We start from the raw sequence: 15,796 nt of genomic DNA on the forward strand, positions 1-15,796 counted from the left end.
GATCAATTTGTATTTAATCGAAACTGAATGTTTTCCCGGATTTCAAGCAGCAATATTACTTGAACACCGATAATCATTGCACCTAATAATAGATGGATCGGCTGTAGGAAGGGAGGTATACCAAAGTATGCCATGCCAATTCCCGTTGCTATTTCCAATATGATCAGAATTATCAAGACCTGAGACCAAAGATTCACTTCGGATCTTCTAAGCGTATATTTAAACGCCCAAAAGAAGTACAGCAAATGGATCCCCAATAACACCAGTGAAAAGGATCGATGAACCACAAATTCCCATCCTGTCCTCCCTACCCATTCCTCTCTAAGCATATCACCAAGGGAAGAAGAGATCATGTCAATCTGCTCACGAACCTGTGTCCCCAACACGATCTGGATCAGCATTAGGACAGTTCCTACCCCTAAGACCAACTCAATCCTATGAGGAACATGCATTTTAACGCCTTTGGTTTTAAGTAACCTCCCAGACCTATGATACACATAGATAAGTAAGGATACCAGTAGCAGCGCTAGCAACATATGTAAGGTGATCATCCAGTGCAATAAGTTGGTAGATACTACAATGGAACCAATCCACCCTATAAATATGACTAGAACAAGGTTGAATACAGATAAGGCAGGGATCATGTGATCATACCTCCTAAGAGGAAATGACTTCCACACCGTAAGCATAATCAAGAAACCAATTACAACTCCTGCCAATCGATTAAGGTATTCAATCCATGTCTTTACCGGATTAAAATCTTCTTCAATTAAAATTGATTTGTCATTGGCGATTTCCTTTGCCTTTTCGGAGAACCCGAGCATTTCAAGGGTTGCCACAAACCTTTCGTTTTTGGCTAATCTTTTATTGAGATAGATCTCCTGATAATCTTTAGGTAATTGATCTTCACTGGTTGGTGGAATCATGCTACCAAAGCATTTAGGCCAATCAGGACATCCCATCCCTGAGCCTGTGCTTCTGACTATTCCTCCGATAAGTATCAGTAAATAAACAGCTATCACCGTGATAACACTGACACGGCGAAAGCTATTTAATGATCTATTAGTGGCTTGCTCCATTTGAAACCAATGCCTCCTCTTCCTCCTTCATTATCTCCAGTTCAAGTTTAACCAATTCCTGCTCATGAGGTAAGTTGGATTCCGGAGTGGCTGAAAGAGGAACTGTCTGAGGAATAAAATCCTCCTCAGCACCTGGTTTGGAATAATCATAAGGCCATCTATAGACAGCTGGTATTTCCCCTGGCCAGTTGCCATGTCCCGGTTCTACCGGAGTAGTCCACTCAAGAGTATTTGACCTCCATGGATTCTGCGTTGCCTTTCTTCCTCTATACATAGAGTAGAAGAAATTAAACAGGAAGATAAACTGTGCCGCAAAGGTGATGATCGCTGCAGTGGATACAAACATATTGAGGTCAGTGTACATATTGGCAAACTCAAAGTTTGTCCAGGTATAATATCTTCTAGGAAAGCCGGCGATACCAATGTAGTGCATTGGGAAGAACACCATATAAACCCCTACAAAGGTAATCCAGAAGTGAACATAGCCCAATCTGGCATCCATCATTCTTCCAAACATCTTAGGGAACCAGTGGTAAACCCCAGCTATCATTCCAAAGAAAGATGCCGATCCCATCACTAAGTGGAAGTGAGCTACTACGAAATACGTGTCGTGCAGCTGTATATCGATAGCGGAATTACCCAGGAAAATTCCCGTTAACCCACCCGATATAAAGAAAGACACGAGCCCTATAGAGAACAACATCGCAGGAGTAAAGATCAAGTTGCCTCTCCAAAGAGTAGTCAGGTAATTAAAGACTTTCACTGCAGATGGTATCGCAATGATCAAGGTCAGGAACATGAAGATAGATCCTAAGAATGGATTCATACCAGACACGAACATGTGGTGAGCCCATACTACGAAAGAAAGCACTGTAATTCCCAATAGGGAAATAATCATGGCTTTGTATCCGAAAATCGGCTTACGGGAGTTGGTCGCTATCACTTCAGAGGTAATACCCAAAGCTGGAAGCAACACTATATATACTTCAGGGTGTCCCAAGAACCAGAACAAATGCTGGTACAGCACTGGACTACCACCAGTATTAGGAAGAGCTTCACCATTGATGTAGATATCCGAAAGGTAGAATGAAGTACCAAAACTTCTATCAAACACAAGCAAGAGTGCCGCAGAAAACAATACAGGGAAAGATAGAAGACCGATTACTGCAGTCAGGAAAAATGCCCAAATAGTCAATGGAAGTCTAGAGAAAGACATCCCCTTGGTTCTTAGGTTAATTACCGTGGTGATGTAATTTATCCCTCCCAATAAGGATGAGGCAATAAAAAAAGTCATCGCAATCAACCACAACGTCATACCTAATCCCGAACCAGGAATAGCCTGCTCAAGTGCAGAAAGAGGAGGATAAACCACCCATCCACCTGCCGCTGGACCTGTTTTAAGAAATAGAGACGTGAACATGATCACTCCAGATAGGAAGAATAACCAGTAAGAAAGCATATTCATGAAACCTGAAGCCATATCTCGTGCTCCGATTTGCAACGGTATCAGAAAGTTGGAGAAGGTTCCACTTAATCCTGCAGTCAATACAAAGAACACCATAATGGTACCATGCATAGTAACCAGTGCCAGGTAAAACGTAGGATCAAGCTTACCTGCTTCATCTATCCAGCCTCCTAAAATAGGACGCAGGAAAGATAAATCCATTTCAGGAAAACCTAATTGTAATCTGAATAGAATAGAAAGAAATCCCCCTATAAGAGCCCAAAACATGCCCGTAACCAAGTATTGTTTTGCGATCATCTTATGATCTTGGGAGAAAATATATTTCGTTACAAAATTATCATGGTGCTCATGGTCGTGATGATCGTGTGCTGCGTCATGATTTGCGACAGATGATGTTGACATAATCTATAATTTTGTTTATTACTTTTCGCTAAATTGTATTTCTGCAAGCTCTTTGGCATCAGAAGGCAAACCCGTAGCAAGTGCCGGATTATTCTGAATGAAAGTCTTTTGCGATGCAAACCATTTTTGGTATTCCTCAGGCTCCACTACTTCTATAACTCTTCTCATGGAGAAGTGACCACGTCCACAGATTTCGGTACAAGCTATCTCGTAATTGAATTCCGGATTACCCGTTTCCTCTCTCATTTCCGCAGTGGTCTTGGTAGGAACAAACCAGAACCTAGTAGGCATGCCTGGTACTGCATCCATCTTCAACCTCATATGAGGAGCAAAAACTGAATGAAGCACATCCCTAGCTCTTATTTTGAATAAAACTGGTTCTCCTTTTGGGATCACTACCACAGGAGAGGAAAAGTCATCCAGTGCATTTTTATCCGTAAAATCTATCCCTTGTGCATTAGAAGCTGTGATAAGCCTATAGTCGTAATCACCAAGCACCTGATCTTTGCCTGGATATCTAATATCCCAGTTAAACTGAGATCCTAAAATCTCAACAGTATGTGCATTTTCTGGGGCAGGAGCCGTAATATCGGACCAAGCCATCCATCCTGATATAACCAATCCGGCAAGTACTACAGCAGGAACTATCGTCCAAATAATCTCCAGCTTATTGTTATCTGGATAGAAAGAAGCCTTTCTTTTTTCGCTATACTGATACTTATAGGGAAAAATGAACAACAACACATGGGTGATCAAAAACACTATGCCGGTAATTGCCATAGACCACCAGAAAAGAGAATCAGTCACCACCCCATGCTCAGATGCAATGGGTAATTGATAATTATCAAATTCTTTTATTGAATACCAGAACATCAATGCTCCGGCCCCCACCAAAAAGACAATAAATAAAATTGCATTAACCTTATTGCTCCCTGAGGCGATCTTCTTGTCAGATCCTTTTACCACAGAGACCAATGTTTGGATTCTATATACCATCCATATGATAGAAAGCAATAAAAGAACCCCTACTCCAATCAGAAATCCGTACATATCTTAATTATTTCGGCAAATATTAAATGTGATGATGATAGCTTTCTTCAAGCATAGGATGGTTTTTAGGAACAAGGTTTCCTTTGGCCAATCCAGAAAGTACTACAAATATAAAGGCTGCCCCATAGACTAAGAACATACCAACTTCCATAAACCCTACTCCCCCATTATGGCCCAAGGTGCCAGGCTGAACCATTAGGAAGAAATCCACCCAATGACCGGCAATGATCAATGCACAAACCAGTTTCAAGAATACCCCGTGTCTTTTTGAGTCCCTCGTCATTAGTAACAGGAAAGGAAGTACAAAGTTCATGGCTAAATTCACAAAAATGAAGGGGCCATAAATATCACTTGACAATCGCTCGATGAAGTAAACAGACTCCTCGGGAATATTAGCATAGTAAATCAAAAGGAACTGGGAAAACCATAAATACGTCCAGAAAATTGTAAATCCAAATATGAATTTACCCAAATCATGTACGTGATTTTCATTGACCATTTCCAATAAACCTTGGCTCTTCAGGAAAATAGTAATCAAGGTAATCGCAGAAAGTCCTGCTACAAACCATGAGGAGAACACATACCATCCAAACAAAGTGGAGAACCAATGGGTATCAATAGACATTACCCAATCCCACGCTGCGATAGAAGAAGATACAGCGAAGAAAATCAGGAAAAATGCTGACCAACTTCTGATCTTGTACCAAGACGCAGTACCTCCGATTAGATCTTCATTGTATGTAAAGCTTTGGAACTTCTTGAAAAAGAATACCCAAAAACCAAAGAACAAGACCATTCTGATGATATAGAAAATCGGGAATGTTCCTTTTGCCATCGGCCAGTAGAAAAAAGCTCCTTTTCCGTCGATGATCTTATCATATTCAGGAGCATTCTTATCAAATAAATAAGAATGGGTCCAGTGGAACAAATCATGATTGGCTATGAAAAACGTAACAATCATCAATACTCCAGCAATTGGCAACCAGTTGCCAAGAGACAGCATCACTCGGATGATAGCTGTAGACCATCCAGCCTGAGCGGCATATTGTATAGCAAAGAAGAAAACGCCGATGATAGCTATTCCTGTGAAATACACATTATTGATCCAAAGGTTGGCGTAAAGACGCTGATACCAGTGAAATGCATGCCCTTCAGCCTCACCAGCTTCATGATGGCCTCCACCAAACATTGCCATTACAATACCTATTACCAGTAGTGCCGCACCGATACCCAAAACCGTAAAAACGCTTTTCTTGATCGCTGCTGTGAAATCAAATTTTTGATCCAGATTATAGTGTTGTGCGTGATGAGCCATAATTAATTCGCTGGAGTTTCTTGTTGTGTAACTTCTTCGTCTGCTACTTCTGCTGTCGCATTGTCAGCATTTTGTCCCCCTTGGAGTTCTTGCTTCACATAGTGGACAATTTTCCATCTGTTTTCCGGAGTTATCTGAGATCCATGAGCTCCCATTCTACCTTTTCCTTTGGTGATTACATGATAGATATGTCCTTCAGAGAGGCCTGTATAAGCACCACCAGTAAGGTTAGCCACACCACCGATTATCTCTCCTACTTTACCGTCACCTTGCCCGCCGGTTCCATGGCATGGGGTACAGTATAACTGGTATAGTCTCTTTCCTTCCGTCAAAACCTCGTCATTCAACTGAATAGGGTTTTTCATAGCAGCTCCAGCCTCCTCTACTTCAAAAGCTTTATATCGGTAAGGCAGATAACCTTGCTTATTTCTAGGGACAGTATTGGCCACAGGCTCCCGCATATTCATATTATGGGGATTATTGATATTACTGTTGAAATATTCCCCCTTACCATCTTCTCTATTTGAGATAAGGTTACCTTTTGTCTCAGAATCCATGATTTGAGTCAAGGGCTCATAGGCCACAGAGTGGTACATCTGAGGGGCGAATTCCAAGCCTTGATTTTCACCTCCGGCTCTACAGCCAGCGAGTACAACCCCTGCTACTGAAATCCCCAAAATACTTAGTGTCTTAGCAATCTTCATTTTTCCAGATTTACTATTCAAAACTTTTTTTATTAACCTCTGATGCCCCAGAAGATTTCAATATTTCTTCAATCCTTGCCAATTCAATAGCTGAATTATTAGCTATATCAATCGCCATGACATGCTTATCATCAGTGATTCTCAAATCAAAGATTCTAGGCTGGGCCCAAGGCTTCAGATTAGTGCTCACCATGAACACGCCTACCATCCCGAATGAAGCCAATAACACGGTCAGTTCGAAAGTTACAGGTATGAAATCAGGAAAAGCAGCGAAGTCTTTACCCCCAATAATCATAGGCCAGTCAAACCTCATCATATAAAACTGCATAGTCAAGGCCAATGTAGTACCCAAAAGCCCAAAAAGAAAAGCGGCGATAGGCAACTTACTTCTCTTATAACCCAGGTAATCATCTATCCCGTGAACCGGGTAAGGTGAATAAACCTCATGAATTTTTATTCCTGAAGATCTTACTTCTTTGATAGCCTGAAGTAAAACATCCTCATCTTCGTAAACCCCAGTAACAAAATGTGTATCTCTTTCCATGATTATTTATGCACTTTATCAGATGATGACTTCAATACAGATTTCACTTCAGCCATGTTGATTACCGGGAAGAATTTGGCAAACAAAAAGAACAGCGTGAAGAACAAACCAAAAGTAAACAGATAAACTCCCACATCTGCCCATGACGGGTAGAACATCGCCCAAGAAGACGGTAGATAATCCCTGTGTAGTGAGGTTACTATAATTACAAATCGCTCAAACCACATACCTATGTTCACTACTATAGACAGCGCAAAGGTAGCGACAATGGATGTACGGATTTTCTTAAACCAGAATAACTGAGGAGAAATCACGTTACAGGTCATCATCGACCAGTATGCCCACCAGTAAGGGCCGGTAGCACGGTTGATAAATGCATATTGCTCTGCCTCAACACCTGAATACCAAGCGATGAAAAATTCGGTAATATAGGCGATCCCCACTATGGAACCCGTGATGATGATTACAATATTCATCAACTCGATGTGGCCAATAGTGATGTAATCCTCCAGTTTGTAAACCTTCCTCGTAATAATCATCAGGGTCAACACCATGGCAAAACCCGAGAAAATCGCACCAGCCACAAAGTATGGAGGGAAAATAGTGGTATGCCAACCCGGGATCACGGAGGTAGCAAAGTCAAAGGATACAATAGTGTGTACAGATAGTACAAGAGGAGTAGCCAAACCTGCCAGAATTAATGAAACTGATTCATAACGGCTCCAAGACTTGGCAGCGCCATCCCATCCAAAAGAAAGGGCTCCATAAATGATCCTTCTTAGCCCTGTCGCCCTATCTCTGATGGTAGCGAAATCAGGAATCAAACCAATGTACCAGAATACTAAGGATACAGAGAAATAAGTAGAAATCGCAAACACGTCCCAAAGAAGCGGGGAATTGAAGTTAACCCAAAGAGAACCGAAAACGTTTGGCAGTGGAAGTGCCCAATATGCACCTAGCCAAGGGCGTCCCATGTGAAGTACCGGGAACATAGCCGCACAGATAACAGCGAAGATAGTCATCGCCTCTGCTGCACGGTTGATGGATGTTCTCCACTTCTGTCTGAAAAGTAGCAATACTGCTGAAATAAGTGTACCAGCGTGACCAATACCTACCCACCAAACAAAGTTGGTAATATCCCAAGCCCAACCTACGGTTTTGTTTAGCCCCCACATACCAATGCCTTCCCACACGGTGGCGATAACAGCTATGGATCCTAAGGCCAAAACCCCGGCGGAGGTAAGAAAAGCCAGAAACCACCTGATATTTGGTTTAGCTTCTACATGGCGCGACACATCATTTGTCACGTCATGGTAGGATTTCCCCCCGGTAACTAACGGCTCGCGTACGGATGAAGTAACCTGCATAGTTTAATAAATTTTGATTACGCTTCGTTTTTATCTTTATTTCTGATTTTTGTGAAGTACCAAATATTTGGACTCACATTGATCTCCTCCAGTACGTGGTAGGCTCTTTCTTCATTCACTTCCTTAGTGGCTGAAGTAGTGTTTTCCTCGATCTTCAACATTTTAGAAACTCTACTGTTCGCATCGTTCAGATCACCAAAAACCAAGGCATCAGTAGAGCAAGCCACTGCACAAGCTACATTGATGTCGCCATCTTTCACTTTACGCTTCTCACGCTTGGCTTCCAGCTTACCAGCCTGTATTCTCTGCACACACATGGAGCATTTTTCCATGACACCACGTGCTCGTACAGTCACGTCAGGGTTAAGTACCATTTTGCCCAAATCATCGTTTTGTGCGACATTGACTCCGGCAAAGTCCTTATTATCATGGTATTTGAACCAGTTGAATCGACGTACTTTATACGGACAGTTGTTGGCACAATACCTTGTACCTATACATCTGTTGTAAGTCATCTGGTTAAGACCTTCAGTAGAGTGCGTGGTCGCGGCCACAGGACAAACTGTCTCACATGGAGCATTGTTACACTGCTGGCACATCATAGGCTGGAATGTCACCTCAGGATTCTGAGCTGCCACTTCCATTTGTTTCAAATCATCAGCAGGGGCATCAGACGAATAATAGCGGTCAATTCTGATCCATGCCATTTCTCTTCTGTTCAATACCTCTTGCTTACCTACTACTGCCACGTTATTCTCTACCTGGCAGGCTACCGTACATGCTCCACAACCTATACATGAGTTCATATCGATGGCAAGTCCCCAGTGATGATTTGAATACTGGTGTCCTGACCAAAGTGAGATTTTTGATGGTTTTACAAACTCACCATCCTTATATATTTCCGGGTGATATCGACCAGCGGAAGGATCCGCTTTGTAATCAGCAAGCGTAGCTTCCTGAATCACATTCTCACGCCCCATAAATGTCTGATGGGTCTGCGTACGCGCTATTCTGTATGATTCTCCTGTAGCGGAAACTTCTACTCCGGTAATGTCAGCATTGACAAAGCCTTTGGAAATGTCAAGTAAGCTATAAGCATTTACTCCTACGCCATTTCCTACGCGGCCAGCTTTTGTCCTGCCATATCCTACTGCCAAACCGAAAGTGCCTTCCGCCTGTCCTGGTTGAATTAAGATAGGAACGATCAAGGACTTACCATCTACACTGATAGAGGCTTTGGATGTTTCTCCCTCATTCATCGTTACTCCGTTGTCAGAAGCCCATTTTTGGGAAACTGTCAAATAATTGTCCCAAGTAGCTTTGGAAATAGGATCTGACATTTCCTGCAGCCAAGGGTTGTTGGCATAAGTACCATCGCCTAAGCCTATCTTCTGATAAATCACCAACTCGGCTCCTTCCCCGGCAGCTGATGCTGACTTGGTCACTGCGGTGGCGGCGGCGTTAAGATCTGCTCCAACGCCAGAAACAACTTCTCCTGAAGCTATCGGAGTTGAATAAAACCCATTGTAAAGCGCTCTGTCCCAAAACTCTTGGAAATCTCCTGATTCAGTCTGCATAGAGAAAAATGGCTGCCAGTTAGTCTGAATAAATTCATAATAACTTGATCCAGAACCAGACCATTTCAAGAATGAATCCTGTGCCTGTCTTGTATCAAAAAGTGGGGAAATAGTAGGTTGCGATAAACTGTATTCACCTACCTGAGGGTTAAAGTCATTCCAGGATTCAAGGTAATGATGATCCGGAGCGACATACTGTACCAAAGAGGCTGTTTCATCTAGCGTTAGATTAGTCGCTACGGAAACTTTGGCTTTGCTGATATTCTGGCCTAGGGCTTCTCCTTGCGGATGATCATAGACAGGATTACAGTTGTAGAAAATCACTCCTCCTACTTTGCCTGCAGCTAGATCGGATATGAACTGGTTCATCGCCCGGTCATCTCCTTTTTTATAGTTACTGGTTTTTACCAGATCTACAGTTGTGCCTACGTTACCAAGCAATTCATTGATTGCATTGATTAAAATTTGCACGTTAGGATCATTGGAACCTGATACTACAAGAGATTTACCTCTTTTAGTCCAAAGATCTTCAGCCGCTTTTGCGAGGTGTGCAAATTCTGATGCCGGAGCTGAAACTGCAGCTGCACCAGCTTTCTTTGCCAATAAATTATACAATCCTAAAACAGCCAGTCCACTTTGGGAAGCTTTGATAGGAGTACGGTAATCCGCATTAGCTCCTGACAAAGAAAGGTTAGACTCAAACTGATAATGACGGGACATCTCAGGCTTCTCCTTAGATACTTTCCTACCAGTACCGTACTGCTTGGAAAACTCAATCGGCGCGATCCATGTACCTAGAAAATCAGCTCCGAAGCTGACAATAGTCTCGGCACGGTCAAATCTATAGGTAGGCAATACTGCTTTGCCATAATAAACTTCATTTGCACGAGTGATACCATAAGCAGAAGAAGTATCATAAGTCACTACATCTACTCCTCCCAAAGAGTCAGAAAGTGCTTGGATAGCCTTTTCAGTAGATGGGGAAAGAATTGTGTTTGTAACAAGCTTAACAGAACCTGCCGATTTCAACTTAGATGCTACTTCCGCATCCAATGTAGCCCAATCGGATTGTTGGCCGGACACAAATGGACCCGTTAGTCTAGCCTTGTCATATAAAGAGAGAACTGAAGCCTCAACTATTGCGCTCGTTCCTCCTTTTGTAACTGGAGAAAGCGTGTTGCCATCGACTTTGATAGGTCGCCCCTCACGGGTTTTGACTACTACCGAAGCATATTCTCCTCCGGAAAAATAACTTGATGCATAGTAATTAGGAATAGATGGGTTGATATCAACCGGCTTATTCACATAAGGGATCATCTTTCTTACAGGAGCTTCACAAGCAGCCAAAGAAGCTGCTGCCAAGCTGAATCCCATTACTTTCAGAAAATCTCTTCTGGATGCACTACCCTCTTCGTTGAGTGTAGAAGGAAGCTCAGGAAATTCCCTGTTAGCGTTCTTTACAAACTCTGGATTGTTACTGAGCTGCTCAAGCCCTTTCCAGTACGTTTTTTTATTTTCCTTCATTTTATTATATAAGAATGAATTTGCGAAAAGAATAATGAATTAATAGTGGCATTTGGCACACTCCAAACCTCCGATGTCCTTTACTTTCAAAGCATCTTTGGAGTCTGAGTGAATCTGAACCAACTTATCATAATAGGCATTGCCCTCAGTAGTAATCTCTGTCTGTCTGTGACAATCAATACACCAGCCCATGGTAAGGGAACTGTGCTGTCCTACCACTTCCATTTCCTGAATAGGGCCATGGCAGGTCTGACACTCTATTTGACCTACAGATACGTGTTGGGAATGGTTGAAATAAGCCAAATCAGGCAAATTGTGAACTCGTACCCATTCGATTGGCTGGTTATTATCTACTGCATCGTAGATTTTTTGTATCTCTGGAGATACTCCTTCTTGGCCAGCTACATTCTGTACATGCGTGTGGCAGTTCATACAGATATTAGCTGAAGGAATATTTGCTGATTTACCTATCTCTACTCCAGTGTGGCAATACTGGCATTCGATCTCCAATGTACCTGCATGAAGCGCGTGAGAATAGGCTATCGGCTGTGATGGAGCATACCCCTGTTGGATACCTACGGAATACAAACCATCCAAAGCAGTTTTGGCGACCAATGCGATTACAAGTGCAGTGACAATCACTATAAACATGTCACTTTTAAATACTTTGCTTAGATTGGTTTTTTGGGAGACAAATTCCTTATCGTCTTCATCAAGCTCTTGCTTTGATAGGTATTTGGTCAAAACTGAAATAATCAGGCCCAATACTACCAAAATCAAAAGTAGGACGACAACTAATACACCCAGGATAACTGTAAGGTATTCATTCGGGATCCCCCCTCCTGCCGATACAGCTCCTCCTTCCGCACCTCCTTCAGCTGTAGCAGCTGTTGCATCCGCAGTATCCCCATACTCTATGTATGATAGCAGGTTATTCAACTCGTCGTCACTCAAAAAATTGTGAGCGGGCATCTGAAGATTTCCATACTCTTTGAAGAGTGAATTATAGTAACTATTACCGGAAGCAATCACCTCCGAAGAATTTACTATAAATCTCTTAACTGCTTCAACAGGCTGTCGCTGGGTAGCCCCTCTCAAAGCCGGCCCGGTAAACTTCTGGTCTAACTTGTGGCATGATTTGCAATTTGCATTGAATACAGCCTTTCCTGCTGCTACTGCTTCGTCGCTACTATCAACCTCCTGGGCTACAGCAAAGGACTGCGTCCCAATCAGCATGAAAAACAGCACTGCCAGTGTGTGGAAATTCAATCGAACCCCTACTAACGAGCGTTTGGATAACATATTATAGCTAATTAAATAGTTTAATCGGTTTTTTATAACCCCTGCAAAGGTACTACCCGAAGCCAATTTTTCAAACTTGTCTTGATGGATGGCAGACACTAAGGGTACACAGCGTTTAATTTTATATACTACTGTATAACAGGTCATTAAGAAGTAATAAAGAGGCACAAATCAATTTAGAATGTTTATAAATAGAAGGTATTTTGCAACCTTTTAAAGGTTACGTTGAAATCCCGTGACACAAGATCCTGAATTATTGAATTCAAATTAATGGTGAAGCCCTATTTCATTAAAAAATTTAAATTAATCCAGCCCTTTATTGTAAGGACAAAGATAATAACTACATTTGCATTCCAATTCTGATTGGTCGAGTGGCCGAGTGGCTAGGCAGAGGTCTGCAAAACCTTCTACAGCGGTTCGAATCCGCTCTCGACCTCATTTTAAAAAGCATTAGCCGTGGCGAATGCTTTTTTTATTTCCCCCCTCCACATCACCAATTGACCCTCATGGCTTTTGCCATAGATGAAGGCCCCATCATTTGAGGTTGGCCCAGAACCTGCCTTTATCTGTTGTCGGGCTCACATGCGCCCCTACCCCACAATCATTGCGACGGATATTTTTCTGCTTCAGCTCTAGTTGCAATTTATCAGCTCATCACACCACTCATAGTTCAATCCTCATTCTCCCCTCAATTCATCATTGCAATTCAGACATACTTTCTCTAGTTTAAAAATTAAACCACTGATAGTCATGACACAAAAAATAACTTTACAGGTAAACGGTGAATCAAAGTCTATTTCTGCAAATCCTGAGGAACCGCTACTTTATATCCTACGCAATGAGCTGGGGCTAAAAGGAGCGAAATATGGCTGTGGAATCCATCAATGCGGCGCATGTATGGTGATTGTTGACTCCAAGGCTGAGCCCACCTGCTTACGGCCATGTGTAAGTTTTGAAAACCTGAAAATCACCACATTGGAAGGACTGGGACAAAATGGAGCACTTCACCCTGTTCAGACGGCCTTCATAGACACCCAAGCTGCCCAATGCGGCTATTGCGTCAATGGCATGATCGTATCTGCGGTGGCTTTATTAGAAAACAGCCCTAATCCGAGTGAGCATGAAATCCGCACAGCACTGGATCCTGTCATCTGCCGCTGTGGTACGCATTCACGATTTATCAAAGCCGTAAAGCTGGCATCTGAAAGAATAAATTCCAACTCATGAAAGACATACACGTAACCCAGCCTAGCCGACGCTCTTTTCTCCGTACCACGGGACATTTGATGATAGGGTTTAATCTTTTACCTCTCTCATTTTGTCATAGTAAGGCGGAGCAAAATGACCAGATTCCCTATCCGGGCATCCTTGCTCGTCCAACGATAGACAACAAACTGGTTGATTCTTGGATCAGGCTGGATGCGGAAGGATATCTCACTGTACTTTCTGGTAAGCAGGAATTGGGGCAAGGCATTAAAACCGCGTTGATTCAAATCGCAGCTGAAGAACTTTATATCCCTCCACAACGCTGTCATATAATAAACTCCGACACCGGGCAGACACCCAATGAAGGGTTTACCGCAGGAAGCAACTCAGTGGAAGGAAGTGGTAGCGCAATCAGACAGGCTGCTGCAGAAGCCAGGCAATACCTTCTAAAAATGGCGGCCTCTAAATGGAATCTCTCCCCTGATGCGTTGCTGGTAGAAGACGGTACTATTAAATCCCATGCCGGAGACAAAATAAGCTATTGGCAACTCCTAAAAGGAAAATACATCGAAGAGAATATCTCCGGAGAGGCCCCCTTGAAAGCCCCAAAAAATTATCAATATGTAGGTAAACCCCTAGGCAGAGAAGATATCGACAAAATGGTGAGAGGGGGATCCCATTTTGTGCATGACCTCAGCATGAGTGGTATGCTGCATGCCCGCATTCTTCACCCACCTTCTTATCAAGACAGACTACGGTCGATAGACTTAAGCGAGGTGGAGGCCATGGACGGAGTCATCAAAGTAATCAAAAACGGGAGCTTCCTGGCTGTAGTGGCACAGCGGGAATATCAAGCGGTACAGGCTCGGGATAAAATAAAACATTCAGCGATCTGGGATAGGGATCCCATTAAAACCTCCCCAGATCAGCTTTTTGACTCAATCAAAAACACACCTGGAGAAGCTGAGCAAGTGAAACTTTCACCGGGTATTGAAAAAACCATAAATAGTGCTGCCATAAGCCATCACGCAGAATACTTCAAACCATATCTCATGCACGCTTCCATGGGGCCGTCTTGTGCAGTGGCAATTTGGGAAGATGAAGAACTTACGGTATGGACAGCGACTCAGGGTGTATATCCGGTACGCTCGACTTTAGCAGACCTGTTTTCCATCGATGCTGAAAAAATAAGATGCATCGGTGTGCCGGGATCTGGATGCTATGGACATAACGGGGCGGATGATGTCTCTGCCGAAGCGGCACTGATTGCGAAAGAATTCCCGGGAAAACACATCCGGTTACAATGGATGCGGGAAGATGAAAATAAATGGGAACCATATGGAACTGCGATGGCATTTAGGCTTTCGGCAGGTGTTGATCCCGAAGGAAAACTGTTGGCTTGGGACAGTATTGTCTGGTCGGACTCACATAGCACACGGCCAAATGGGCGAGCAGGGAGTTTCATATCCGCAAGACATATGGATCCACCAGTTGGGTTTCGGAAAGGTGGGTTCTCTGGTGGTTCACATCGAAATGGGATTCCAGAATACAATTTCTCCGCTAAACAACTTCACCTATTCAACTATGACGGGCCACTTCGCACATCTTCCCTCCGTGGACTAGGTGCTTATGGGAATACCTTTGCCATGGAGTCATTTATGGATGAGTTGGCTTACAAATCAGGCACTGACCCCATAGAATTCAGGGTCAAAAACCTGGATGATCCCCGTGCAAAAGCTGTTTTGGAAGAACTGGCCACAAAATCAAACTGGAAATCAAGAGCCAAAACCCCTACCAAGGGATTTGGTGTGGCTTACGCAAGGTATAAAAACGCAACCTCATATTTTGCCGTGTTGGCAGAAGTGGAAATTGATATGGCATCAAAGGGATACAAGCTCAAAAAGCTCATAGGGGTGATCGATTCTGGATTGACAATCAATCCCGACGGGCTTAAAAACCAGACCGAAGGTGGAATGATCCAATCCGCCAGTTGGACAATGATGGAGGAGGTGGATTTTGACAGGACAGGAATCACCAGTACAGACTGGGAATCCTATCCGATAATGAGAATGAGGGATGTGCCGGAAGTGGAAGTCCACATCATCGACAGGCCAGAAACCAAACCTATGGGAGCTGGTGAGGCGGCTATGGGCCCTGTAGCTGCCGCTATCGCCAATGCGGTATTTGATGCTACCGGGAGTAGAATCCGGAATTTGCCTATCAAACCAGAAAAGATTGATTGGGACTCAATCGGTTAATTC

The 15,796-nt window shown here is 43.1% G+C and carries 11 protein-coding genes and 1 tRNA gene; 3 read left to right on the forward strand and 9 right to left on the reverse strand.

Going from position 1 to position 15,796, the window contains the following annotated elements; all coding sequences use genetic code 11:
• Positions 1 to 2: 2 nt before the first annotated feature.
• From LZF95_RS13420 to LZF95_RS13460, 9 genes are read right to left on the reverse strand one after another with little or no spacing between them, the layout of a single operon-like run.
• Positions 3 to 1,079, reverse strand: coding sequence for a heme A synthase (locus LZF95_RS13420; RefSeq protein ID WP_233755591.1), 1,077 nt, complete (start codon positions 1,077 to 1,079; stop codon positions 3 to 5).
• Positions 1,063 to 2,946 (reverse strand): cbb3-type cytochrome c oxidase subunit I, encoded by a 1,884-nt coding sequence (locus LZF95_RS13425; RefSeq protein WP_233755592.1) that lies wholly within the window; start codon positions 2,944 to 2,946, stop codon positions 1,063 to 1,065. The genes LZF95_RS13420 and LZF95_RS13425 overlap by 17 nt, the downstream gene beginning before the upstream one ends.
• Before the next feature lie 18 nt (positions 2,947 to 2,964).
• Positions 2,965 to 3,996, reverse strand: a complete 1,032-nt coding sequence (locus tag LZF95_RS13430; RefSeq protein ID WP_233755593.1) for a cytochrome c oxidase subunit II — start codon at positions 3,994 to 3,996, stop codon at positions 2,965 to 2,967.
• A gap of 22 nt (positions 3,997 to 4,018) precedes the next feature.
• On the reverse strand, positions 4,019 to 5,311 hold the full coding sequence (locus tag LZF95_RS13435) for a quinol:cytochrome C oxidoreductase (protein ID WP_233755594.1): 1,293 nt from the start codon (positions 5,309 to 5,311) through the stop codon (positions 4,019 to 4,021).
• Positions 5,312 to 5,313: 2 nt separating this feature from the next.
• Entirely contained in the window at positions 5,314 to 6,015 is a 702-nt protein-coding gene (locus LZF95_RS13440; protein ID WP_233755595.1) for a cytochrome c, read from the reverse strand.
• Positions 6,016 to 6,028: 13 nt separating this feature from the next.
• A complete protein-coding gene (locus LZF95_RS13445; RefSeq protein ID WP_233755596.1) occupies positions 6,029 to 6,559 on the reverse strand; it encodes a DUF3341 domain-containing protein in 531 nt (176 codons plus the stop codon).
• A gap of 2 nt (positions 6,560 to 6,561) precedes the next feature.
• Positions 6,562 to 7,926 carry an NrfD/PsrC family molybdoenzyme membrane anchor subunit gene (gene nrfD / locus LZF95_RS13450; protein WP_233755597.1) on the reverse strand — a complete coding sequence of 455 codons (1,365 nt, stop codon included), beginning with the start codon at positions 7,924 to 7,926 and terminating at the stop codon, positions 6,562 to 6,564.
• Positions 7,927 to 7,943: 17 nt separating this feature from the next.
• On the reverse strand, positions 7,944 to 11,027 hold the full coding sequence (locus LZF95_RS13455; RefSeq protein WP_233755598.1) for a TAT-variant-translocated molybdopterin oxidoreductase: 3,084 nt from the start codon (positions 11,025 to 11,027) through the stop codon (positions 7,944 to 7,946).
• 39 nt (positions 11,028 to 11,066) lie between these two features.
• Entirely contained in the window at positions 11,067 to 12,329 is a 1,263-nt protein-coding gene (locus LZF95_RS13460; protein ID WP_233755599.1) for a c-type cytochrome, read from the reverse strand.
• 365 nt (positions 12,330 to 12,694) lie between these two features.
• Here LZF95_RS13460 and LZF95_RS13465 point away from each other — a divergent pair.
• The 3 genes from LZF95_RS13465 (at position 12,695) to LZF95_RS13475 (ending at position 15,793) form a co-directional block, all read left to right on the forward strand.
• A tRNA-Cys gene (locus LZF95_RS13465) sits at positions 12,695 to 12,765 on the forward strand.
• Positions 12,766 to 13,079: 314 nt separating this feature from the next.
• A complete protein-coding gene (locus LZF95_RS13470) occupies positions 13,080 to 13,556 on the forward strand; it encodes a (2Fe-2S)-binding protein (RefSeq protein ID WP_233755600.1) in 477 nt (158 codons plus the stop codon).
• Positions 13,553 to 15,793: a molybdopterin cofactor-binding domain-containing protein gene (locus LZF95_RS13475; RefSeq protein ID WP_233755601.1), complete on the forward strand. Its 2,241-nt coding sequence runs from the start codon at positions 13,553 to 13,555 to the stop codon at positions 15,791 to 15,793. Before LZF95_RS13470 ends, LZF95_RS13475 begins: the two co-directional genes overlap by 4 nt.
• The last annotated feature ends 3 nt before the right edge of the window (positions 15,794 to 15,796 follow it).

It is taken from the genome of Algoriphagus sp. AGSA1 (assembly GCF_021390545.1).
Taxonomy (GTDB): Bacteria; Bacteroidota; Bacteroidia; order Cytophagales; family Cyclobacteriaceae; genus Algoriphagus.

Coding starts and splice junctions, on each gene's coding strand:
- LZF95_RS13420 (WP_233755591.1), bottom strand. CDS start 1,079: ATGGAGCAAGCCACTAATAGATCATTAAATAGCTTTCGCCGTGTCAGT.
- LZF95_RS13425 (WP_233755592.1), bottom strand. CDS start 2,946: ATGTCAACATCATCTGTCGCAAATCATGACGCAGCACACGATCATCAC.
- LZF95_RS13430 (WP_233755593.1), bottom strand. CDS start 3,996: ATGTACGGATTTCTGATTGGAGTAGGGGTTCTTTTATTGCTTTCTATC.
- LZF95_RS13435 (WP_233755594.1), bottom strand. CDS start 5,311: ATGGCTCATCACGCACAACACTATAATCTGGATCAAAAATTTGATTTC.
- LZF95_RS13440 (WP_233755595.1), bottom strand. CDS start 6,015: ATGAAGATTGCTAAGACACTAAGTATTTTGGGGATTTCAGTAGCAGGG.
- LZF95_RS13445 (WP_233755596.1), bottom strand. CDS start 6,559: ATGGAAAGAGATACACATTTTGTTACTGGGGTTTACGAAGATGAGGAT.
- nrfD (WP_233755597.1), bottom strand. CDS start 7,926: ATGCAGGTTACTTCATCCGTACGCGAGCCGTTAGTTACCGGGGGGAAA.
- LZF95_RS13455 (WP_233755598.1), bottom strand. CDS start 11,027: ATGAAGGAAAATAAAAAAACGTACTGGAAAGGGCTTGAGCAGCTCAGT.
- LZF95_RS13460 (WP_233755599.1), bottom strand. CDS start 12,329: ATGTTATCCAAACGCTCGTTAGTAGGGGTTCGATTGAATTTCCACACA.
- LZF95_RS13470 (WP_233755600.1), top strand. CDS start 13,080: ATGACACAAAAAATAACTTTACAGGTAAACGGTGAATCAAAGTCTATT.
- LZF95_RS13475 (WP_233755601.1), top strand. CDS start 13,553: ATGAAAGACATACACGTAACCCAGCCTAGCCGACGCTCTTTTCTCCGT.